The sequence below is a fragment of the Tepidanaerobacter sp. EBM-38 genome (genome assembly GCA_001896545.1).
Classification (GTDB): domain Bacteria; phylum Bacillota; class Thermosediminibacteria; order Thermosediminibacterales; family Tepidanaerobacteraceae; genus Tepidanaerobacter.
This window is the reverse complement of the sequence record MPOT01000055.1, coordinates 1-20,683: the sequence shown is the minus strand read 5'-3', so window position 1 is coordinate 20,683 and position 20,683 is coordinate 1. Positions and strand designations below refer to the sequence as shown.

General features: G+C 32.5%; 24 protein-coding genes. All 24 read left to right on the top strand.

Annotated elements, in window-relative coordinates:
* Window positions 1-192 precede the first annotated feature (192 nt).
* On the top strand, window positions 193-807 hold the full coding sequence (locus BUC45_RS06590) for a hypothetical protein (RefSeq protein WP_296971123.1): 615 nt from the start codon (window positions 193-195) through the stop codon (window positions 805-807).
* Window positions 808-809: 2 nt separating this feature from the next.
* Window positions 810-1,613 (top strand): TlyA family RNA methyltransferase, encoded by an 804-nt coding sequence (locus BUC45_RS06585; RefSeq protein WP_296971121.1) that lies wholly within the window; start codon window positions 810-812, stop codon window positions 1,611-1,613.
* 80 nt (window positions 1,614-1,693) lie between these two features.
* Window positions 1,694-2,230 carry a hypothetical protein gene (locus BUC45_RS06580; protein WP_296971120.1) on the top strand — a complete coding sequence of 179 codons (537 nt, stop codon included), beginning with the start codon at window positions 1,694-1,696 and terminating at the stop codon, window positions 2,228-2,230.
* A 1-nt stretch (window position 2,231) separates the two neighbouring features.
* A complete protein-coding gene (locus BUC45_RS06575; protein WP_296971119.1) occupies window positions 2,232-3,080 on the top strand; it encodes an NAD(+)/NADH kinase in 849 nt (282 codons plus the stop codon).
* Window positions 3,081-3,113: 33 nt separating this feature from the next.
* Window positions 3,114-3,560 carry an arginine repressor gene (locus BUC45_RS06570; RefSeq protein WP_296971118.1) on the top strand — a complete coding sequence of 149 codons (447 nt, stop codon included), beginning with the start codon at window positions 3,114-3,116 and terminating at the stop codon, window positions 3,558-3,560.
* 12 nt (window positions 3,561-3,572) lie between these two features.
* The gene (recN, locus tag BUC45_RS06565) at window positions 3,573-5,297 is read left to right on the top strand and encodes a DNA repair protein RecN (protein WP_296971117.1); all 1,725 of its coding nucleotides are present in this window, start codon (window positions 3,573-3,575) and stop codon (window positions 5,295-5,297) included.
* A gap of 264 nt (window positions 5,298-5,561) precedes the next feature.
* Window positions 5,562-6,824, top strand: a complete 1,263-nt coding sequence (gene spoIVB / locus BUC45_RS06560; RefSeq protein WP_296971116.1) for a SpoIVB peptidase — start codon at window positions 5,562-5,564, stop codon at window positions 6,822-6,824.
* A 93-nt stretch (window positions 6,825-6,917) separates the two neighbouring features.
* Window positions 6,918-7,676 carry a sporulation transcription factor Spo0A gene (gene spo0A / locus BUC45_RS06555; RefSeq protein ID WP_296971115.1) on the top strand — a complete coding sequence of 253 codons (759 nt, stop codon included), beginning with the start codon at window positions 6,918-6,920 and terminating at the stop codon, window positions 7,674-7,676.
* Window positions 7,677-8,161: 485 nt separating this feature from the next.
* On the top strand, window positions 8,162-8,704 hold the full coding sequence (locus BUC45_RS06550) for an NUDIX hydrolase (RefSeq protein WP_296971114.1): 543 nt from the start codon (window positions 8,162-8,164) through the stop codon (window positions 8,702-8,704).
* Window positions 8,705-9,883, top strand: a complete 1,179-nt coding sequence (locus BUC45_RS06545) for an endonuclease Q family protein (RefSeq protein ID WP_296971113.1) — start codon at window positions 8,705-8,707, stop codon at window positions 9,881-9,883.
* Window positions 9,884-9,941: 58 nt separating this feature from the next.
* Window positions 9,942-10,574 (top strand): stage II sporulation protein M, encoded by a 633-nt coding sequence (spoIIM, locus tag BUC45_RS06540; protein ID WP_296971112.1) that lies wholly within the window; start codon window positions 9,942-9,944, stop codon window positions 10,572-10,574.
* Window positions 10,575-10,697: 123 nt separating this feature from the next.
* Window positions 10,698-11,585, top strand: a complete 888-nt coding sequence (gene xerD, locus BUC45_RS06535) for a site-specific tyrosine recombinase XerD (protein ID WP_303872813.1) — start codon at window positions 10,698-10,700, stop codon at window positions 11,583-11,585.
* 56 nt (window positions 11,586-11,641) lie between these two features.
* Window positions 11,642-12,808, top strand: coding sequence for a D-alanyl-D-alanine carboxypeptidase family protein (locus BUC45_RS06530; protein WP_296971110.1), 1,167 nt, complete (start codon window positions 11,642-11,644; stop codon window positions 12,806-12,808).
* A 248-nt stretch (window positions 12,809-13,056) separates the two neighbouring features.
* The gene (gene spoIIAA, locus BUC45_RS06525; RefSeq protein ID WP_296971109.1) at window positions 13,057-13,392 is read left to right on the top strand and encodes an anti-sigma F factor antagonist; all 336 of its coding nucleotides are present in this window, start codon (window positions 13,057-13,059) and stop codon (window positions 13,390-13,392) included.
* Window positions 13,393-13,421: 29 nt separating this feature from the next.
* Complete coding sequence (gene spoIIAB, locus BUC45_RS06520; RefSeq protein ID WP_366749886.1) at window positions 13,422-13,850, top strand: anti-sigma F factor; 429 nt, start codon at window positions 13,422-13,424, stop codon at window positions 13,848-13,850.
* Entirely contained in the window at window positions 13,847-14,569 is a 723-nt protein-coding gene (gene sigF, locus BUC45_RS06515; RefSeq protein ID WP_296971107.1) for an RNA polymerase sporulation sigma factor SigF, read from the top strand. Before spoIIAB ends, sigF begins: the two co-directional genes overlap by 4 nt.
* 277 nt (window positions 14,570-14,846) lie before the next feature.
* Window positions 14,847-15,059 (top strand): dodecin family protein, encoded by a 213-nt coding sequence (locus BUC45_RS06510; protein ID WP_296971106.1) that lies wholly within the window; start codon window positions 14,847-14,849, stop codon window positions 15,057-15,059.
* A gap of 66 nt (window positions 15,060-15,125) precedes the next feature.
* On the top strand, window positions 15,126-15,575 hold the full coding sequence (spoVAC, locus tag BUC45_RS06505; protein ID WP_296971105.1) for a stage V sporulation protein AC: 450 nt from the start codon (window positions 15,126-15,128) through the stop codon (window positions 15,573-15,575).
* A gap of 13 nt (window positions 15,576-15,588) precedes the next feature.
* Window positions 15,589-16,599 carry a stage V sporulation protein AD gene (gene spoVAD, locus BUC45_RS06500; RefSeq protein WP_296971104.1) on the top strand — a complete coding sequence of 337 codons (1,011 nt, stop codon included), beginning with the start codon at window positions 15,589-15,591 and terminating at the stop codon, window positions 16,597-16,599.
* Window positions 16,600-16,617: 18 nt separating this feature from the next.
* Window positions 16,618-16,971, top strand: coding sequence for a stage V sporulation protein AE (spoVAE, locus tag BUC45_RS06495; protein WP_296971103.1), 354 nt, complete (start codon window positions 16,618-16,620; stop codon window positions 16,969-16,971).
* Window positions 16,972-16,981: 10 nt separating this feature from the next.
* Complete coding sequence (locus tag BUC45_RS06490; RefSeq protein ID WP_296971102.1) at window positions 16,982-17,350, top strand: hypothetical protein; 369 nt, start codon at window positions 16,982-16,984, stop codon at window positions 17,348-17,350.
* A gap of 169 nt (window positions 17,351-17,519) precedes the next feature.
* Entirely contained in the window at window positions 17,520-18,521 is a 1,002-nt protein-coding gene (locus BUC45_RS06485) for an acyl-CoA dehydratase activase-related protein (protein WP_296971101.1), read from the top strand.
* A complete protein-coding gene (locus BUC45_RS06480; RefSeq protein WP_296971100.1) occupies window positions 18,493-19,608 on the top strand; it encodes an acyl-CoA dehydratase activase-related protein in 1,116 nt (371 codons plus the stop codon). Before BUC45_RS06485 ends, BUC45_RS06480 begins: the two co-directional genes overlap by 29 nt.
* Window positions 19,583-20,548 carry an acyl-CoA dehydratase activase gene (locus tag BUC45_RS06475; protein WP_296971099.1) on the top strand — a complete coding sequence of 322 codons (966 nt, stop codon included), beginning with the start codon at window positions 19,583-19,585 and terminating at the stop codon, window positions 20,546-20,548. The genes BUC45_RS06480 and BUC45_RS06475 overlap by 26 nt, the downstream gene beginning before the upstream one ends.
* Window positions 20,549-20,683 lie beyond the last annotated feature (135 nt).

Below are 20,683 nucleotides of genomic sequence, written 5' to 3'. Positions count from 1 at the left end.
ACTGGGGATTACAGTGTGGACTAAGTGGTAATCTAGCCCTGCTTATGGTGACATAGCAGTAGCGGACTTAAAGGGGAACCGTCTTTTCGGCAACGATTAGATGTCTGCTGGGGAAATCCTGCTAGACCTAAGCCACAAAATTTACCCTTTCCATTACCACCTGTTCTCGTCAAAAAAAACGGAGGTAGTTTATTGAATTCAGATGTAGAAAACAAAAAGTTTAAAAAAAATAACGGGAATTCAAAAACCAGATGGGTGCATAGAGCGTGCATTTTGGCTTTTGGACTTTCCGTTTTTTTTAGTTTGATTTCAGAACTGCTATTGAAAAAGGTTAATGTTGTTGTATCATTAGTAGTTTTGCTTATAATAATTGCTATAGGAATTATTTTTGATATAATTGGTATAGCTGTTACTTCAGCAAATGAGGCACCTTTTCATGCTATGGCTGCAGATAAGATTCCAGGTGGAAAAGAAGCAGTAAAGTTGATTAGAAATGCTGACATAGTATCGAACTTTTGTAATGACGTCGTTGGCGATATATGTGGGATTATAAGCGGAGCTGCTGGAGCGGCTATAATACTTAAGGTTGCCTATGGTAACAATGATATAATTCTCAGCATATTATTGACCGGGATTATTTCAACACTGACCATCGGAGGAAAAGCAATAGGAAAGGGTATAGCTATAAACAATTCCAAAAAGGTTGTATATAATGTAGCTTTATTTTTATATATGTTAAGCAATAGACTGCATATTGATATTTTACCAAAAAATGGTGGAACTAAGGGGAAAATTAGGAGAGAATAATAATGAGTCAAAACAAACAAAGGTTAGATGTATTATTGGTAAATAAAGGCATGATTGATAGCAGGGAAAAAGCAAAAGCAGAAATAATGTGCGGAAATGTGTCAGTAAATGCTCAAATTATTGATAAGCCTGGAACCTTAATTGATGTAGAAAGTAATATTACAATTAAACAAAAATCACTTCCATATGTAAGCAGAGGAGGACTTAAGCTAGAAAAAGCTCTTGAATCATTTAATATCAAGGTTAAAGACAAAATAGCGTTAGATGCAGGTGCTTCTACTGGAGGTTTTACTGACTGTATGTTGAAAAAAGGTGCGAAGAAAGTTTACGCGGTAGATGTTGGATATGGCCAGCTAGCATATAGTCTGAGAGAAGATGCAAGGGTTGTAGTCTTAGAAAGAAAAAATGTTAGGTATTTGAATTTTGAAGATATTGGCGAAAAAGTGGATATTATCACTGCGGATTTATCATTTATATCTTTATCTAAGGTATTTGAGCCTTTTTATCAACTACTTAATGAAAATGGAGATTTAATCACTCTAATAAAGCCTCAGTTTGAAGTTGGCAGGGAAGAGGTTGGCAAAAAAGGTGTTGTTAAAGATTTTAATCTTCATGTAAAAGCAATTAACAAGATAATTTCCAATGCTGCTGAACATAATTTCCATGTACTCGGTCTAACATTTTCTCCTATAAAAGGCCCAAAGGGCAATATAGAGTATCTTGCCCATTTCAGGAAGGATTTAAAAGTTGGCAATTCCGTTGATGTAGAAGATATAGTAAAAAAGTCGCATATTGAATTGTTATAAAGATGAAAGGAATTCTTCTATTCTTGTAGAATTGAACATAAGGGGACAAGTGCATACTGCCTGTTTCTATTATATTGCTCATGAAAGGTATGAAAATGGATATTAGCTCTTACATAATATTTGGCGTGATAATTGGGGCTATTTTAACTGTTAATATTTTAAAATATTTAAGAAGATATAATCTAAAAAAGAGAATGCAAAAGGCAAAAAAAAGTGAATATAAGGCTATAGAGTTTATGCAGAATAAGGGCTATCAAATATTAGATTTACAAAAAGAAGGTTCCTATACATTATTTATTGATGATAAGCCACATAAAATAACAGTTAGAGCCGATATGATAGTTAAGAAGGGCAATAGGTCCTATGTTGCGGAAGTAAAAACCGGTGAAAAAGTAACTTCACCCAAACATACTGATACACGCCGCCAGTTATTGGAGTATTACATGGTATTCAAACCCAATGGCCTAATTTTAGTTGATATGGAAAGACAAAAAATCAGGACGGTAGAATACTCTATCTTAGAATATGATAAAACAGTATATATAAAATATTTGATACGGATTGTGATTTTAATTGTTATTGGATTTATCATTGGTTTCTTAACCAGGGGAGGATGAAATGTTCACAGTAGGTTTGTATCCAAATGTTTATAAAAAAAATTTGATAAAAATAGCTGGAGGTTTGATTAACTGGTTTGAGAACCGGAACTATTCAGTAATGCTACCAAAAGAAGTTGCTGATTCACTTAACTTATCTCATCTTTCGGCTGATAAAAATGAACTTGTAAAAAAAATAGATGTTGCTGTGACTTTAGGCGGTGATGGCACACTTTTAAATGTTGCCAGACAAGTAGCCCCTTATGAAGTACCTATATTAGGTATAAATTTAGGCCATGTAGGATTTTTGACGGAAATAGAGATATCTGATTTATATACCGATTTAGAGCGTTTCAACCAAAAGGATTACAGTATAGATATTCGAATGATGTTAGAGGCTGAAGTGGTTCGGAACGGTGAAGTTTTAAAAAGTTTTTTGGCTCTCAATGATGTGGTTGTGACTAAAGGACCTTTTGCAAGATTAATACGTCTCAAAACTTATGCTAATGAAGATTATATAGATACTTATCATGCTGATGGGTTAATTATTGCTACACCTACTGGTTCTACTGCTTACTCTTTATCAGCGGGAGGACCAATTATAAATCCTGACATGGACTTATTGTTATTGACCCCAATATGTCCTCATACACTGCGAAGTCGGTCTATTGTTGTATCTAAAGATGATATTATTAAAGTAAAACTTTTAGCTGAACACCCTGAAATTATGTTGACTGTAGATGGACAACAAGGATATGAGTTGCTACCCGGAGATCAAATTATCGTCAAGAAGTCTTCCTTTTCAACTCGTTTAATACGTATTAAAAAAAGGAGCTTTTATGATGTGCTTAGGAAAAAACTAAGTGAATGAGCGAAATCACAATAATATGAGGGAGGTGCATCTGTGAAACAAAAAAGGCACTTCAAAATTCGTGAAATAATAAGAGAAAAGCCAATAGAAACTCAAGAAGAATTGGCGGCTGAACTTAGAAAAGAAGGATTTAATGTAACTCAAGCAACAGTATCCAGAGATATTAAAGAATTAAAGCTCATAAAAGTTTTAAGAGACAATGAACATTATTGTTATGCAGAGCCTGAAAAAACCTCAATATCCTCAGACAGATTGCTCAAAATGTTTAAAGAATCTATTATAAGTTTTGATACAGCAGAAAATCTTATTGTGATTAAAACGTCATCAGGAACTGCGTCGGCTGTGGCTGAGGCTATTGACGGGCTTAATTGGTCCGATATAGTAGGAACTGTAGCAGGTGATAACACTATTTTAATTATTGCTAAATCTAAAAAAGTTGTAAATGATATTTTAAAGAAATTTGAAGAAATCATGAGATAAGGAGGCAGACTTATGCTCCTTAACCTCTGCATTAAAGATTATGCGTTAATTGATAATTTATCAATTGCTTTTAGTCCAGGATTGAATATTCTTACCGGCGAGACTGGAGCAGGAAAATCAATAATAATAGACGCGATTAATCTTATTATTGGGGAAAGGGCTTATACCGATTTTATTCGTACAGGAAAACAAAATGCTAGCGTAGAGGCAGCTTTTGACTATGAAGATGCAGCCATAGACGATATTCTGGAAGAATATGGTATAGAACCAGAAGATAATACATTGATTATAAGTAGGGAAATAAATGCACAAGGTCGCAGTTTTTCTCGTTTGAATGGCAAAATGGTTCCTGCCTCTGCACTAAAAAAAATAGGAAAATTATTAATTGATATTCACGGTCAGCATCAACATCAATCATTGTTGGATAGCAAAAATCATATTCGTATATTGGATTTACTAGGCCATGAAAGTATATCAGAATCGAAAGACGAGTTTAGTTCTCTTTATAGAAAATACTGTCGGGTACAGGATGATATTAAAGTTTTAGAGAAGGAATATGCAGATTTTTATAGACGACAAGATAGATTAAGATATGAAGTAGAAGAATTAGAAATGGCTCAATTGGAGCCTGAAGAAGATATTTTGTTAGAGGAAAATAGAAAAGTTATAGAGAATGCTGAGAAGATATTCAGTGCCATGGAATTTGCATATAGTGTTTTGTATCAAGGTTATGAAGCTTCATCTGTGATTGATAATCTAAGTAAAATTGTTGATAATTTCGAAGCCATAATGGATTTTTATAAACCAATTGATAATATTACAGAATCTTTAAAAAGTATTTTATATGAATTAGAAGATATTTCATTTACAATAAGAAATCTTCGAGATTCAATAGATTTTGATGCAGAAAAACTCAATACCATCAATGCAAGATTAGAATTACTAAATAGACTTAAGTCAAAATATGGTAAAAATATACCTGAGCTATTAAGCTATAAAGCTCAAGCTGCTGCTGAATTGGATAAAGCACTTAATATAAATGAAGAAATTAGCGAGTTAAAAGCAGAGCAGGAAAAAATAAAATTGGCTTTAAGCCAAAGTGCTTTAGAATTACATAAAAAACGAAAGTATACAGCGAAGAAATTAGAACAAAGCATATCAAAAGAATTAAAAGATCTAGGTATGAAAAATGTTAAATTTAAAGTAAGTATGACTTTAAAGGAAGATTTAAATGGTATTGAAATTGATGGTAAAAGAGTTAATATATCCGAAGAAGGTATTGATAATATAGAATTTTTAATCTCTACAAACCCCGGAGAACCTCTAAAACCATTGGCTAAAATTGTTTCAGGTGGAGAATCTTCTCGCATTATGTTGGCAATGAAGAGCATCATAGCTCAAGTTGACAATATTTCTTGTCTGATTTTTGATGAAATTGATGCTGGGATAGGTGGAAGGACTGCACAAGTAGTTGGAGAAAAGCTTTCGAGAATTAGTAGCAAGCATCAAATTCTCTGTGTGACTCATTCACCACAAATTGCAAGCCTTGGTGATGTTCATTTTTTAATAAAAAAAGAAAATATAAATGGACAGACATTTACCAGAGTTTATAATCTAGAAGGTCAGGAACGTATAAATGAGCTAGCACGGATGTTGGGAGGAGCTGAAATTACAGAAAATACAATAATTCATGCTCAGGAAATGTTGAATATGGCAAAAAAAATAAAGGGATCTTGAATCATCTTATTTAACGCTTAGCATAACTCTTGTAATATAAAACATAAATATAAAGATTTAAAAGCCTTGTAAACTGGATAAGGCTTTTTATTTTTTTACAAAAATTAACTCCCTGATATATCGGCGTATAAAAAAGATTTTTTAAGGTTATCTTATAACCCATAGGAAAGTTTAATAGCTTGTAGTCATGCTATTAAATTATATAGAATTATACGCATTCTTCTGCAGGGAGTGAAAGACTTGCAAAAAAGTAAATCGAGTAAATTGAGTATGCTTTTATTAGTAATATTGATTTTAATTACATCAATCTTGAATATCTTTCTTGTAACTTTGCCAGAAGAAATAAAAATAATTGAAGGCAAAGAGCAAAAACTAGAATTCAAGGTTCCAATGACTTTGCAATTATGTTGCAAAGAACCTTTTTTTGTTAATGGCAATTATTTAAACGAAAAGTTAATAATAAATTTAAAAGAACCTCTGATTTTAAAATCTTCTGTTAAAGGAACTTATGATTTCGAGTTTAGATTATTAGGATTTATACCATTGAAAAAAATTAAAGTTCATGTATTACCTGAAACTCGTGTAGTGCCCGGTGGACATTCTCTTGGAGTTAAACTTCGTCCCAATGGTGTTATAGTTGTGGGATTTGCATCTATTACAGATAAAAACGGCCTGAAGCATCAACCGGCTCAGGAAGCGGGTATACAGATTGGCGATATTATTGTTATGGTAAATAACAAAAAGATATTTCAAGCAGAGGAACTGTCCCAAATTATTGATAATCAAAAATCAGTTATTTTGACCGTTAAAAGGAATGATAAAATATTTGATGTGAACTTAACCCCTGTGAAAAATAATTTTGGTCTTTATCAGATAGGATTATGGGTTAGAGATATAACAGCTGGAGTTGGTACTCTTACTTTTTATGACCCACAAACCGGATTTTATGGCGCATTAGGTCATATAATTTCTGATGCAGACACAGGAAAAATTATTGAAGTGGGCGAGGGTGAAATAATTCGTGCAAGAGTTTCATCCATATCTCCAGGCAAAAAAAACCAGCCAGGAGAAAAAAGAGGTGTTTTTATAGATGAAGAAAAGATTATTGGAAATATAATTGCAAATACACCATATGGGATTTTTGGGAAAGCCTATCAATCATTTGAAAACCCATATTATACCTCACTTCCAGTAGCAACTGTAAGCCAAGTTCACGAAGGTCGTGCAAAAATCCTAACAGTAGTAGAGGATGAAAAAATTCAAGAATATGATATTGAAATACAAAAAATAATAAAACAATCATCTCCCAACGGGAAAGGCATGATAATAAAAATCACCGATGAGGAATTAATTGCAAAAACCGGTGGCATTGTTCAGGGTATGAGTGGAAGCCCGATTATCCAAGACGGTTATATAGTAGGAGCTGTAACTCATGTGTTTGTAAATGATCCGACAAAAGGCTATGGTATTTTCATCGAATGGATGCTAAACGAAGTAAATAATTTAAATTTTCGCGAAAAAGTTTAAAAAATAAAACAAAATATGGAATACAAGGAGGAATATTCCAGAGATTGTCGAATTACTTAATTATTACAAATAATCTTTTTTGGGGGGTTTTTCATGTTGGAGAAACAAGAAATAAGGTTACTAGTTGCAGATGACAACAAGGAGTTTTGTAATCTGGTTGTAGAGTTTTTTGAGAATGAAGAAGATATTGAAATTGTAGGGGTGGCTTATGATGGCTTGGAAGTATTAGAAAAAACAGAAAAGCTCGAACCTGAGGTTTTAATCCTAGATTTAATTATGCCTAATCTCGATGGCTTAGGCGTAATTGAAAGACTATCAAATAAACCTAAAAAACCTAAAATTATAGTCCTTTCTGCTGTTGGGCAGGACAAAATTACACAAAAAGCAATAAACCTTGGTGCGGATTATTATATTGTAAAACCTTTCGACTTAAATATTCTTGTAGATCGCGTAAGACAAATAGTAGATAGTAATATTCCTTCACAGTATCGAACGCAGAAAAAAGACACGGGATTTTCTATCGATAAAAAGAATAATTTAGAATTATTAATCACTAATATTATTCATGAAATAGGTATACCTGCGCATATCAAAGGATATTTTTATGTTCGAGAAGCCATATATATGGTAATCAACAATGTTGATTTACTTTCTGCGGTAACCAAAGAGCTGTATCCTAATATAGCAAATAAATATAATACTACTCCTAGTCGTGTAGAAAGAGCTATAAGACATGCTATTGAGGTAGCTTGGAATAGAGGATGTGTAGAAACTCTTAATAATCTTTTCGGATATACCACTACAAATGATAGAGGAAAACCTACCAACTCAGAGTTTATTGCCATGATTTAAGACAAATTAAGGATGGAGCTTGAAGCAAGTTAATGCGGTTATATCAAGGGTTATATTTTTTAATTAAACCGACAAATTACTTAAAACAGTATTGCCACAATACTATGAAGCCTTAAATTTGAAATCATGAACATCTCTAGTTTATTGATAAATATTTACTAATAAATTCATATTAACAAGCGTTATTATTTTCCATACAATTTTTAGATAAAGAATGCAAGATTATTGAAGTTAAAAAAGTCAATTGAGAACATATAAGACAATATAAAGGAAAAAGAGAGAAATATACAATTGTTGTGGTTTATACTAAAAATATATATAAATAATAAAATTTACTTAAGCACCTTTATTTATTTAGATATATCTAAATAAATAAAGGTGCTTAAGTTGTTCAAAACTGCGTTTTAGTCTTTACCTCTTTCTAAACTTGTCTTAAAATATTATATATAAACCAAAAGTATATTCAATAATTAGGAGATGAAAAAATGAACTTTAATGAAATCACACTAAATTCTAAGAATATTTTTTCTGGTCGTATTCTAAAACTTCGTTTAGATGAAGTTTTGCTACCGAATGGCAGAAAGTCTACCAGAGAAATTGTTGAACATCCTGGTGCTGTTGCTATAGTAGCTTTGGACGAGGAAAATAATATATTAATGGTAAGGCAGTATAGGAAACCAATAGAAAAAGAACTTTTAGAAATTCCTGCAGGAAAATTAGAAAAAGACGAGTCTAAAGAAATCTGTGCTAGAAGAGAATTGATGGAAGAAACAGGGTATTATCCTAATGAAATACAGCATATAATAAGTTTTTACACTTCTCCTGGTTTTTCCAATGAAATAATACACTTATTTTTAGCAAAGAATTTAGAAAAAAAGGATGCGGAAGCTGACTTCGATGAATATTTGCAATTAGAAATTATGCCATTTAAGGATGCTATTAAAAAAATTTACAGTGGACAAATCGTTGATGGTAAAACAATTACTGGGCTTCTTTTGACATATTCTTTTATTATGGGTGATGTATAAATGGAATATTTTGCAGATTTACATATTCACATCGGTCAAGCCAAAAAGCAACCTATAAAGATTACTGCTTCTAGAAATTTAACTCTTGATAATATTTATGACTGCTGCCTTAATAGGAAAGGTATTAATATTATAGGCATCGTAGATTGTGCCTCGCCATATGTCCTGGAGGAGATAGCAGAGCAATTAAAAACTGGAGTAGTGAGGCCTTTGGAAGGAGGAGGCCTTAGGTATAAAGATAAGCTTACAATTATTCTCGGAGCTGAGATTGAAACTACAGAAGAAAAAGGCGTAGCTCATAGTATTGCTTTTTTCCCTTATTACGAACAAATCAAAGAATTTTCTACAATTGTTTCCAAGTATATAACGAATATTACTTTAAGTTCTCAAAAAGCACGTCTTTCTGCAAAAGATTTGTTTAAAATAGTGTGCGGTTTAGGCGGCGAACTAATACCCGCTCATGTTTTTACTCCATTTAAGAGTTTTTATGGTAGCTGTTATGATAGGCTTTCGCTAGCTTTTGGAGATAACATTGACAACATTATAGCAGTGGAATTAGGCTTAAGCGCTGATACGGATTTTGCTGATACTATAGTTGAACTGTCTGATAAGACGTTTTTAAGTAACTCAGATGCTCATTCACTAGAAAAAATAGCAAGAGAATATAACAAAATGAATTTAAAATTTCCGGATTTTAACAATGTTTTTTCTGCATTAAGACATTTAGATAATAATTGCATAATAGCTAATTATGGTTTAAATCCCAAACTTGGTAAATATCATAGAACTTTTTGCCCAGTTTGTAGTAACATTTCAAAAGGAACTCCACCAGTAACAAAATGCCTTAACTGCAACAATGAGACAGTAACGCTCGGTGTACTTGATAGAATAACTCTTATAGCTGATTATAATACTCCCATTCATCCGAAACATAGGCCTCCATACCATTATCAGATTCCTTTAGAATTTATTCCAGGAATCGGTAAAAAAACCATTGAAAAACTACTTTTAAATTTTGGTACAGAAATGGATGTAATTCATAATACTGATATAAAAGAATTAGCGGAAGTAGTTGGAGAGCAAAAAGCTGAAAATATAGTATTAGCAAGAGAAGGAAAAATAAGTCTACAAGTAGGTGGTGGGGGTTTTTACGGTAAGGTTTTAAATAGAAATGTATAATCTCGTCCCTTCCAGCATAATATTTTCTATGGAAATGTAAGGAAGGGGGATTATTTTAATGAGCCATTTCCCCAGATTTTTTTTAGAATATTTAAGAAAAAATATAATACAGTATGTGCTTTTAAGTATTATATTAATAGTTGGTATCATAGTAGGTAGTTTTACGGTAAACATGATATCAGATATCCAGAGAGAAAGCATATTAAGTCTAATTAGCGGTTTTTTAGCCAATATCAGCAATATTTCAATTGACAATTCTTCTGTTTTTTATTTATCATTGTCCAATAATTTTAAAACCGCCATTGCGTTAATATTATTTGGTCTTTCGGTTGTAGGTTTACCATTTATTTTAGCATTAATTTTTTTCAGAGGATTCGTATTAGGCTTTACCGTAGGGTTTCTAATTGAACAATTAGGTCCTAAAGGTATAGTTTTATCAGCATTATCAATTCTTCCACAAAATATAGTTATATTACCGTGTATCTTATCAATAGGCGTAACAAGTTTAACATTCGCTACGACAGTAATTAAAAATAAAATCAAAAACCATCATGAAAATTACTCACAAATGGTAGCCGGGTATTTGTTACTAAATCTTTTTTTTAGCTTTTTACTTATTATATCTGGTTTAATCGAAGGTTATATTTCTCCTGCATTTATTAAATTTTACTCTAATCATTTAAATTTTTAACAAAGTTTGTCTAAAACTAAGGCTGCTTTTTTAATAAAGCCTTTATTTTTTATTAATAAGGCAGGAATTGTAGACATAATATTGAATATCAAAATATGGGCAAGCTTAGAGAGGATGAGTAATATGAAAGATCTTTTAGAGAATTTTCTTCAATATTCATCAGTTGAAAGAGGACTTGCAAAAAATACCATTGATGCTTATAGACGGGATTTAAAAAGTTACATATACTATTTAAAAACAAAAAACATAACAAATATAAACTGCACTAATCGATCAATTATTGTATCTTATTTGTTATTAATGCAAAAGAATGGTAAAGCAAGCAGCAGTATTTCTAGAGCATGTGCTGCCATAAAATCTTTTTATCAATTTCTATTTATGGAACATATAATTAGTGAAGATCCAACAGTAAATTTAGATGCACCGAAGCAAGAACAGCGATTGCCTAAAGTGCTAAGTGTAGAAGAAATTGAAAAATTATTATCTCAGCCCGATATGTCAAATCCTTTAGGAATAAGAGATCGAAGTATGCTTGAATTATTATATGCTACCGGTATGAGAGTTTCAGAACTAATTTCAATAAGTGTTGAAGATGTGAACTTAGAAATGGGATTTTTACGTTGTATAGGAAAAGGTTCGAAAGAAAGGATTGTTCCTATCTGTTCCATTGCTGTAAAGTATTTAGAGCTTTATACCCTTAATGCCAGGAATAAAATTTTAAATGGAAAGAAATCGAAAATTTTATTCCTTAATCGGCAAGGTAACGCAATGACGCGTCAAGGTTTTTGGAAAATAATTAAAAAATACTCTCAGCAAGCCGGTATTGATAAAAAAATAACTCCCCATACATTCAGACATTCTTTTGCTACACATCTATTAGAAAATGGTGCGGATTTAAGAGTTGTCCAGGAAATATTAGGGCATTCCGATATTTCTACAACACAAATATACACTCATATAACACGAAATAAAATAAAAGAAGTATATGATAATACTCATCCTAGAGCATAAGAGTGTATAACATTCCTTCCTTATGGAAAACTATTATAAGAAGGGAGGAACGATAAATGGTTTATTATAATAAAAAGATATCCTGCATTCTACTTATTACGTTTCTAATTCCTTTTATCATTATAAGTCCTGTTGCAGCCGCGCCACAACTTGATATCAAATCTCCATCGGCAATTTTGATGGATGCTGGCACTGGAACAATTCTCTTTGAAAAAAACTCCCATGAAAAAATGGAACCTGCTAGTATTACAAAGATAATGACCATGATTATTGCTCTTGAAGCTCTCGAATCGGGCAAAGTCAGTTTGTCGGATATTGTTAGGGTAAGTGAAAGGGCATGGGGAACTGGAGGTAGTCAAGTTTTTCTTGCACCTGGAGAAGAACAGACTCTTGAAACACTTTTGAAGTGTATTGTTATTGCTTCAGCTAATGATGCATCGATGGCTGTGGCTGAGCATATTGGGGGCAGCGTTGAAGGATTTGTTAAGCTAATGAACGATAAAGCAAAACAACTAGGGATGAGGAATACAAATTTCGTAAATCCACATGGTTTGTCATCGCCTGAACATTATACTACTGCACATGATATTGCACTGATGTCAAGAGAATTAGTCAAATATCCTTTGTTTTTTAATTGGTCAACCATATGGATAGACTATCTCGAACATACTGATAAAAAACGTGATGCGACAATGCTTGCTAACACAAATAAGCTACTTGGGAAATATGAAGGATTGGACGGTTTAAAAACCGGCTTTCATAATAAAGCTGGACATTGTTTTGCAGGTACTGCAAGAAGGGGAGATTTTCGGTTAATATCAGTAGTACTAAATGCAGATACTAGCAGTCAGAGATTTGAAGATACAGTAAAATTACTGGATTATGGCTTTGGACATTTTGACGCAATTAAAGTAGTGGAAAAGGGCTCAATACAAAAAATTCTCCCTGTCGAAAAAGGTCATTTAGAAAATGTAAATGTAATTGTTCCAGAGGATGTAAGTCTTTTAATAGAAAAGGGCAAAGAAGGAGAAATTAGGACAAAAGTTGATGTGCCTGATAAACTATGTGCACCTTTAAAGAAAGGTAATACGGCAGGAACTCTTTTAATTGAGCAAGGTGGTAAAATAGTAAAAAAAGTAAATCTTGTCATAGCTGAAGATGTAATGAAAGCAAATATTATTGAGATGTTTAAAAAGATATTTAATAAATGGTTTAATTTTTAAATATATTTTTCCTTTTTTCTTTAATTGATGAATACATTTCCCCTACAATTGAAGATTTAGAGGACTATTTTCATCCTCTGCTAGACATTCTGTTACTAATACGTGGATTTTAATGATTTAAGACTTCCTTATAAAATTAAAGGAAGTCTTAAATCATTAAAGAGAAATATATGTAAATCATGTAATTTTATAGAAGGAAATTAATAAAATTCATCGAATTATTTTAATAGAATAAAGGGGGGTGGAGTATGGGCGGGGTAATAAAAGTAAAGGATGATATGTTAAAGATTAACCTAAGGGGAGAAATAGATCATCATATAGCATCGATTATTAAAGATGAAATAGACCGATATATTGAAAAACACAAAATTAAAAATATCTTATTTGATTTTAAAGATGTTTCTTTTATGGATAGTTCCGGCGTAGGTATGATTATAGGACGTTATAAAAAGCTCCAAAAAGCAGGAGGGAAGATAGGGGTTATTTATTTAACTCCTCAAGTCAAAAAGATTTTTGAGATATCAGGACTTTTAAATATTGTAAATTGTTTTAGCGATGAGAGAGAGGCCATAGAAAAATTATGAGGGGTGATTTTGTGACTGCATTAAATGAAATGCAATTAGATTTTTTAAGCAAATCTCAAAACGAATCTTTTGCACGAGTTGTTGTAGCAGCTTTTGCATCACAGCTGGATCCTACTTTGGACGAGCTTGCAGATATAAAAACAGCAGTTTCAGAAGCCGTAACAAATTGTATAATTCATGGCTATGAGAATACCGTAGGAGTCATAAGAATCAAATCGAAACTTTATACTGATAAAATAATTATATCTGTTCAAGACTGGGGAAAAGGTATTGAAGATATACAGAAAGCAAGACAGCCTTTATGGACTTCCAAACCTGAGTTAGAAAGATCCGGTATGGGATTTACAATAATGGAAGATTTTATGGACAAGTTGGAAATTGAATCCACCCCGGGTGAGGGAACAATTATTACAATGGTTAAAAATTTAGGAGATAGTTCAGAGAGGAATAATTCATGAGTTCTGAAATTATTATAGAACTTTTAAAAGAAGCTAAAAGAGGTGAAAAAAAGGCAAGAGATGAGCTTGTATCCCTTAACCTGGGTTTGGTATGGAGCATAGTAAAGAGATTTAATAATAGAGGCTATGAGCCTGAAGACCTGTTTCAAATTGGAAGTATTGGGCTATTAAAAGCAATAGAAAAATTTGATTTTTCATATGATGTCAAATTTTCCACATATGCTGTTCCTATGATAATGGGTGAAATTCGAAGGTACATACGTGATGATAAGCCTATAAAGGTATCTCGTTCATTAAAAGAATTAGGCTATAAAATTCAAAAAACTCAAGAAGAACTCACAAATACTTTAGATAGAGAACCAACAATTAACGAAATTTCTGACGAAATGGAAGTTCCTGTAGAAGAAATTGTAATGGCAATGGAAGCTTCTCAATCTTTAGTTTCATTAAATGATGTGGTTTACCAAGATGACGGTTCTCCTATTTATTTAATAGATCAACTCAATGAAAATGAATATCAAGAAAATTTATTGCATGACAAAATAGCTTTGAAGGAAGCACTCTCAAAGCTTGATAGGGATGAACGACAAATTATTACTCTTAGATATTTTAAGGACATGACTCAAATAGATGTTGCAAAAAAATTAAATATGACTCAAGTTCAAGTATCGCGATTAGAAAGAAAGGTTTTGACAAAAGTAAAAAAGTTATTATCTTAAGCCTAAGTTAGTTTAGGCTTTTTTTGTATAAAAAAAACTTAATCATACATAATAAAAGATGAGGAGGAAATCCGAATGACAAGTATAAACAAAAAGCTTGTTATAATAATATGTTTATTATTATTCCTAATAGCAGGACTGTCTATTTTCAGAAGTTTTGACAATAGTAGAATACCTAAAAGTGCTAAATTAGTTTTTATGTTAAAAGAATAACTGCTCAATTATTGGGCAAACTATAAAAGAATAATAAGGTGATAAAACAAGGAGGACTTTTTGCATGACAGTTAAGGTCTTAGAATTGGTAGGGGAGTCCAAAAATAGCTGGCAGGAAGCAGTGCAAAATGCAGTGCAGGACGCTAATAAGACAATTAGAAATATTACAGGAGTAGAGGTCTTAAACAATACTGCAAATGTACAGAACGGGAAAATAGTGGAATATAAATCTAATGTACAAATAGCCTTTAAAGTAGACGGAACAACAGAAAGCTAAGAAAAACGGGCACTAAAAGTGCTCGTTTTTAAACGGATTTTTATATTTTGAGATTAAGGTGATTGCATGTCTGCTTTTACAAAAGAACAAAAAGATTATCAAAAACTTGTAAAGCAAAAACGGCCAAAGCCACCCATGTTGAAAAATATAATTGCAGCATTTGCTGTAGGAGGAACTATATGTGCTATTGGCCAAGTAATCTTGAATTTCTTTGTTTCTCGAGGTATGACTCCTGAACAAGCCGGTGCTCCTACTTCTATTATCATGATTTTTTTAGGAGCTCTTTTAACGGGTCTAGGGGTCTATGATAAAATTGGTAAGTTTGCTGGAGCTGGTTCAGTGGTTCCAATAACCGGTTTTGCTAATTCCATTGTTTCTCCTGCTATGGAGTTTAAAAGAGAAGGTTATGTATTTGGAGTTGCAGCTAAAATGTTCGTAATAGCTGGGCCGGTACTGGTATATGGTATAAATTCTGCAACCATTATAGGTTTAATTTATTATTTAATTAAACTTTAGGAGGAAAGATTTTTTGTCTATAAAAAAACTTGGAAGTCAAACTATTAGATTCGAAAATCCTCCTTCTATAATCGGGACTGCATCGATTGTCGGTCCCAAAGAAGGTCAAGGCCAATTTAAGGATTACTATGATTTGATCTTAAGTGATAACATTTATGCTGAAAGCAGTTGGGAAAAAGCAGAAAAAAAAATATTGAAAGAAGCTATTGAAATTGCTATAAAAAACGCCGATCTTACTACCCCTAAAATAGACTATCTTATTGCCGGTGATTTATTGAATCAAATTATATCTGCAGGTTTTGCTGCTCGTGAATTGGAAATACCATTTTTAGGAATATATGGTGCGTGTTCTACTTTAGCTGAAGGGGTTACGTTAGGTTCTATTATAGTGGACGGTGGTTTTGCTGAAAACTTGGTAGCAGCAGTTTCGAGTCATTTTTGTACTGCTGAGCGACAATTTAGATTCCCCTTGGAATTGGGTAACCAAAGATCTCCTACATCTCAATGGACAGTAACAGGTGCAGGAGCAATGGTGCTATCTTCAAAACAGCAAAACCCCAGAGTGACTCTTGCAACTACCGGAAAAGTAATTGATATGGGGGAGTCAGATTCTAACAATATGGGAGCAGCTATGGCACCTGCTGCCATAGATACTATTATAAGACATTTTCAAGATACGGGGAAGACTCCTGATGATTACGACTTAATTGTAACTGGTGATTTAGGAAGTCTTGGTAAAGAAATAACTGAAGAGCTATTAAAACAAAAAGGCTATAATATATCAAATAAATATGCTGATTGCGGAGTTTTGATATATTATCCAGAGCAAGATGTTCATGCTGGAGGTAGCGGCTGTGCATGTTCTGCAGTTGTTACTTGCGGTTATATTTTTAAAGAAATGTTAAAAGGGCAATATAATAAGGTGCTGCTGATAGCTACCGGTGCTTTATTGAGTACTACGAGCAGCCAACAAGGAGAAACCATACCTTGTATTGCCCATGCAATCTCTTTGGAAAATTTATAAAAATAGGGAGAGAAGTAAATGGATGTTATAAATGCTTTTATTGTTGGGGGTTTAATATGCGTAATAGGGCAAATACTTATGGATGCAACAAAATTGACACCGGCACATGTTTTAGTTTTTTTTGTAACATCAGGTGCAGTTCTTAGTGGGATAGGTCTTTATCAACCGTTAGTAGATATTGGAAAGGCCGGTGCGACTATACCGCTTACAGGTTTTGGTCATAACCTTGTAACTGGAGTTATTCAAGATGTAGATGAATATGGCCTTTTAGGTGTATTTACCGGAGGTCTAAGAGCTGCTGCCGGCGGGATAACAGCTGCTATAGTTTTTGGGTATCTTATGGCTGTGATTTTTAATCCAAAGCCTAAGTAAGGAAACGATTATGTTTATAGATGTTGTTGGAATCCTACTTACGGTTATAATTGTAAGCCCCAGATATTGGTTTATTGTTTTACCACTATGTTTTGCAGAATCTGCTTTAACTATTTTAATTTCAATGGTTTTAGAGTCAAACATAACAGAAGTAATTGCTGGAGGTATTTTTACTACAGTGGCCGGTCCAAATAATAAAAACTTTTTGCTTATACTAAGTCCTCTTTTCTTTCTTATGTTGGGATTGGGACTTCATAAAGATAAAAAAATACCATGGCTAGATTTAATTAATCCAATTGCAAATTTTAAAAGACCTTGGCCGGCATTGATGATAAAGACCTCATTATTCAGAATCATGGTTATATATTTACTAAACTAGACAACAATAAAAAATGATTCTGCTGTAAAAAGTGAATTTTGACCTAAAAATTAAAATACTTGTTTGTTTTAATTAATAATAAGATACACTATGTTTTGAACGTAAATTTAGAAAAAGAAAGTTTCTATAACAGAATCAAAATATTATATTACTTAGGAGAGTAGGAGCTTTGTATATTGGAATACCGAGAGCGTTATTTTATTACAAATATTATCCTTTTTGGAAGAATTTCTTTGAATCATTAGGTTATAAAGTAGTTTTGTCTTCACCTACAAATAAAGAAATAGTAAAAAAAGGCATTGAACTCTGCGTCGATGATGCTTGTCTCCCCATTAAAGTTTTCCATGGCCATGTGGCCGACTTAATAGGTAAAACTGATGCAATTTATATACCTAGGATAATAAGCATAGAACCAAAGGAGTACATTTGTCCAAAATTTTTAGGATTACCTGACATGATTAGAAATAGTATACCTAATCTTCCATATGTTATTGATCCCGAGCTAAATCTATATAGAGGGAAAAATAAGATTCTGAATCATATTTTACAAATAAGTGAATTTCTAAATGTAAGCAAGAGAAAGGCCTTTGTAGCTTATAATAAATCGCTAAGAATTCAACGGCAGTTTGACTCTCAGTTAGTTGAAAAACAGATGATTCCTCAAGATGCTCTATATAATAATCAGGAAATCTCTTCTAATAACTCTCATATAAAAAACTCTAATAATTTAAAAGTTCTGTTATTAGGTCATAATTATAATATATATGATGATTTTATAAGCATGGGTCTTATTAGAAAACTACAGAAACAAAATATTAATTTCATAACTAGTGAAATGGTAACGAAAAAAATCATTCTTGAAGGAACTAAAAAATTAGAAAAAGACATGTTTTGGACTTTAGGAAAACAAACTATTGGTACGGCATATTATTTTTTGGATAGAAAGAAGGTAGATGGGATAATTCATGTGGCGTCTTTTGGATGTGGTCCGGATTCACTAGTAGGTGAACTTATCGAAAAAAGAACTAAGCGTGATTATAATATTCCATTTTTATATTTGAATTTGGATGAACATGCTGCAGAAACTGGATTTAATACAAGACTGGAAGCATTTTTAGATGTATTGGAAGGAAGGAAATATTTTGAAGATAACATTTCCACATATGGGTAATATATACATTCCATTAAAAACCTTGTTTGAAAACCTTGGCTTTGAGGTTATTCCACCGCCTCCTTGCACAAAAAGAACTCTTGAATTAGGCGTTGCAAATTCACCTGAATTTGCATGTCTACCACTTAAAATCAATGTTGGCAATTTCATAGAAGCATTTGAAAAAGGAGCTGATACTATTGTAATGGCTGGTGGTATAGGCCCATGCAGGTTTGGATATTATGGACAAGTGCAAAGAGAAATTTTGAAAGACTTGGGATTTAATTTTAACATGATTATTCTCGAGCCACCACAAGGTCACTTTTTTGAATTGCTTAAAAAAATTAATTTCATTATAAATAAAAAAAATAATTCTATAAAAGACATTATAAAAGCAGCAACTTTGGCATGGAAAAAGGCCGTTCTTTTAGACAAATTAGATGTAGAAATTTGTAAACTAAGAGCTATTGAAATAACAAAAGGACAAAGTGACGGATTATATAATTATAATTTGCAACGCATAATTGAAATTAATGATGAAAAAGAAATGAGTGCATATGAAGTTGAAATGCTGAAAAGTTTTTCATCTATACCAGTAAATAATGATAAAAAGCCTATAAAAATTGGCATAGTAGGAGAAATATATACTATTCTTGAACCATTTGTGAATCTAGATATTGAAAAGCAGTTAGGAGAATTAGGAACTGAAGTATACAGAAATATATATATAACTGATTGGGTGCGTGAAAATCTCTTACCATCGTTTTTGAAGCCCAAAGATTACAAAAAAATGCTAGACTTGTCTAGACCTTTTATTAATTGTTTTATAGGAGGTCATGGCCAAGAATCAATAGCTCAGATTGTTAATTTTTCTAAGATGGGTTTTGATGGTGTTATTCATCTACTTCCTTTTACTTGCATGCCTGAAATAGTAGCGAAAAGCGCTATACCAAAAGTAAGTCAAAAGTATTCTATTCCGGTAATGACAATCGTATTAGACGAACACTCGGCTGAGACAGGTTTTAGAACTCGATTAGAAGCTTTTATAGATATGATATATCATAACAAGGAGGGCAAAGATTTTGCAAGAGTATGCACTTGGAATTGATGTTGGGTCTGTAAGTACTAACCTAGTTTTGCTTGATGAAAAAAAACATCTTGTTAAAAAGCTGTATTTAAGTACTGCAGGTAACCCCATAGCAACTATTAAAAATGGTCTTGCCATTTTACAAGAGCAATTGAAAGATGCAAAAATTTATGCTGTAGGGACTACTGGAAGTGGAAGACAACTGGCTTCTATATTAGTCGGAGCCGATATTACAAAAAATGAAATTACAGCTCATGCAACTGCTGCACTCAGTTATTACCCTGATACACAAACAATTTTGGAAATAGGCGGTCAAGATTCCAAAATAATAATACTTCGAAACAAAACCGTCGTAGATTTTGCAATGAATACAGTATGTGCTGCTGGTACTGGTTCTTTTTTAGATAGACAAGCCCAGCGATTGCAAATTCCCATAAATCAATTTGGTGAAATAGCCCTAAGATCAAAAAATCCAACAAGAATTGCTGGACGCTGTGCGGTTTTTGCTGAGTCGGACATGATACATAAGCAGCAAATGGGACATGCTATTGAGGATATTTTAAAAGGACTTTGTGAAGCATTGGTAAGAAATTTCCTTTCAAATGTAGGCAAAGGAAAAGATATAAGACCTCAAATATTATTTCAAGGTGGTGTAGCAGCAAATATTGGTATTAAAGAAGCCTTTGAAGAACAACTTAATTATAATGTTGCAGTTCCTGAGAATTATGATGTTATGGGTGCAATAGGAGCGGCGATACTAGCTTCGGACTATATCATTTCCCAGCAAAAAACAACTCGTTTTTTAGGAATGGATATAGCCGTTCAAAATTATAAAGTTAAAAGTTTTGAATGCATGGGTTGCCCCAATAATTGCGAAGTAATACAACTCTTTTCAGATAAAAAACTAATGGCAAGATGGGGCGACAGATGCGGCAAATGGTCATCTACAGTAGCAGTTTAATTTTACAAATAACAAATAAATCAAAAATCGATTATTAAGAGTTAATTGCTTTGTTCCAAGGCCCAGACTATATAATGGTTTGATGGCATGCAAAAAATAATTTTACCCCATAAAAAAACAATAAAATGGGCAATT

Excerpts from the sequence above, each read along its gene's own strand:
- BUC45_RS06585 (WP_296971121.1), top strand. The coding sequence starts at position 810 with ATGAGTCAAAACAAACAAAGGTTAGATGTATTATTGGTAAATAAAGGC.
- BUC45_RS06580 (WP_296971120.1), top strand. The coding sequence starts at position 1,694 with ATGAAAGGTATGAAAATGGATATTAGCTCTTACATAATATTTGGCGTG.
- BUC45_RS06575 (WP_296971119.1), top strand. The coding sequence starts at position 2,232 with ATGTTCACAGTAGGTTTGTATCCAAATGTTTATAAAAAAAATTTGATA.
- recN (WP_296971117.1), top strand. The coding sequence starts at position 3,573 with ATGCTCCTTAACCTCTGCATTAAAGATTATGCGTTAATTGATAATTTA.
- spo0A (WP_296971115.1), top strand. The coding sequence starts at position 6,918 with ATGTTGGAGAAACAAGAAATAAGGTTACTAGTTGCAGATGACAACAAG.
- BUC45_RS06550 (WP_296971114.1), top strand. The coding sequence starts at position 8,162 with ATGAACTTTAATGAAATCACACTAAATTCTAAGAATATTTTTTCTGGT.
- BUC45_RS06545 (WP_296971113.1), top strand. The coding sequence starts at position 8,705 with ATGGAATATTTTGCAGATTTACATATTCACATCGGTCAAGCCAAAAAG.
- spoIIM (WP_296971112.1), top strand. The coding sequence starts at position 9,942 with ATGAGCCATTTCCCCAGATTTTTTTTAGAATATTTAAGAAAAAATATA.
- xerD (WP_303872813.1), top strand. The coding sequence starts at position 10,698 with ATGAAAGATCTTTTAGAGAATTTTCTTCAATATTCATCAGTTGAAAGA.
- BUC45_RS06530 (WP_296971110.1), top strand. The coding sequence starts at position 11,642 with ATGGTTTATTATAATAAAAAGATATCCTGCATTCTACTTATTACGTTT.
- spoIIAA (WP_296971109.1), top strand. The coding sequence starts at position 13,057 with ATGGGCGGGGTAATAAAAGTAAAGGATGATATGTTAAAGATTAACCTA.
- spoIIAB (WP_366749886.1), top strand. The coding sequence starts at position 13,422 with ATGCAATTAGATTTTTTAAGCAAATCTCAAAACGAATCTTTTGCACGA.
- sigF (WP_296971107.1), top strand. The coding sequence starts at position 13,847 with ATGAGTTCTGAAATTATTATAGAACTTTTAAAAGAAGCTAAAAGAGGT.
- BUC45_RS06510 (WP_296971106.1), top strand. The coding sequence starts at position 14,847 with ATGACAGTTAAGGTCTTAGAATTGGTAGGGGAGTCCAAAAATAGCTGG.
- spoVAC (WP_296971105.1), top strand. The coding sequence starts at position 15,126 with ATGTCTGCTTTTACAAAAGAACAAAAAGATTATCAAAAACTTGTAAAG.
- spoVAE (WP_296971103.1), top strand. The coding sequence starts at position 16,618 with ATGGATGTTATAAATGCTTTTATTGTTGGGGGTTTAATATGCGTAATA.
- BUC45_RS06490 (WP_296971102.1), top strand. The coding sequence starts at position 16,982 with ATGTTTATAGATGTTGTTGGAATCCTACTTACGGTTATAATTGTAAGC.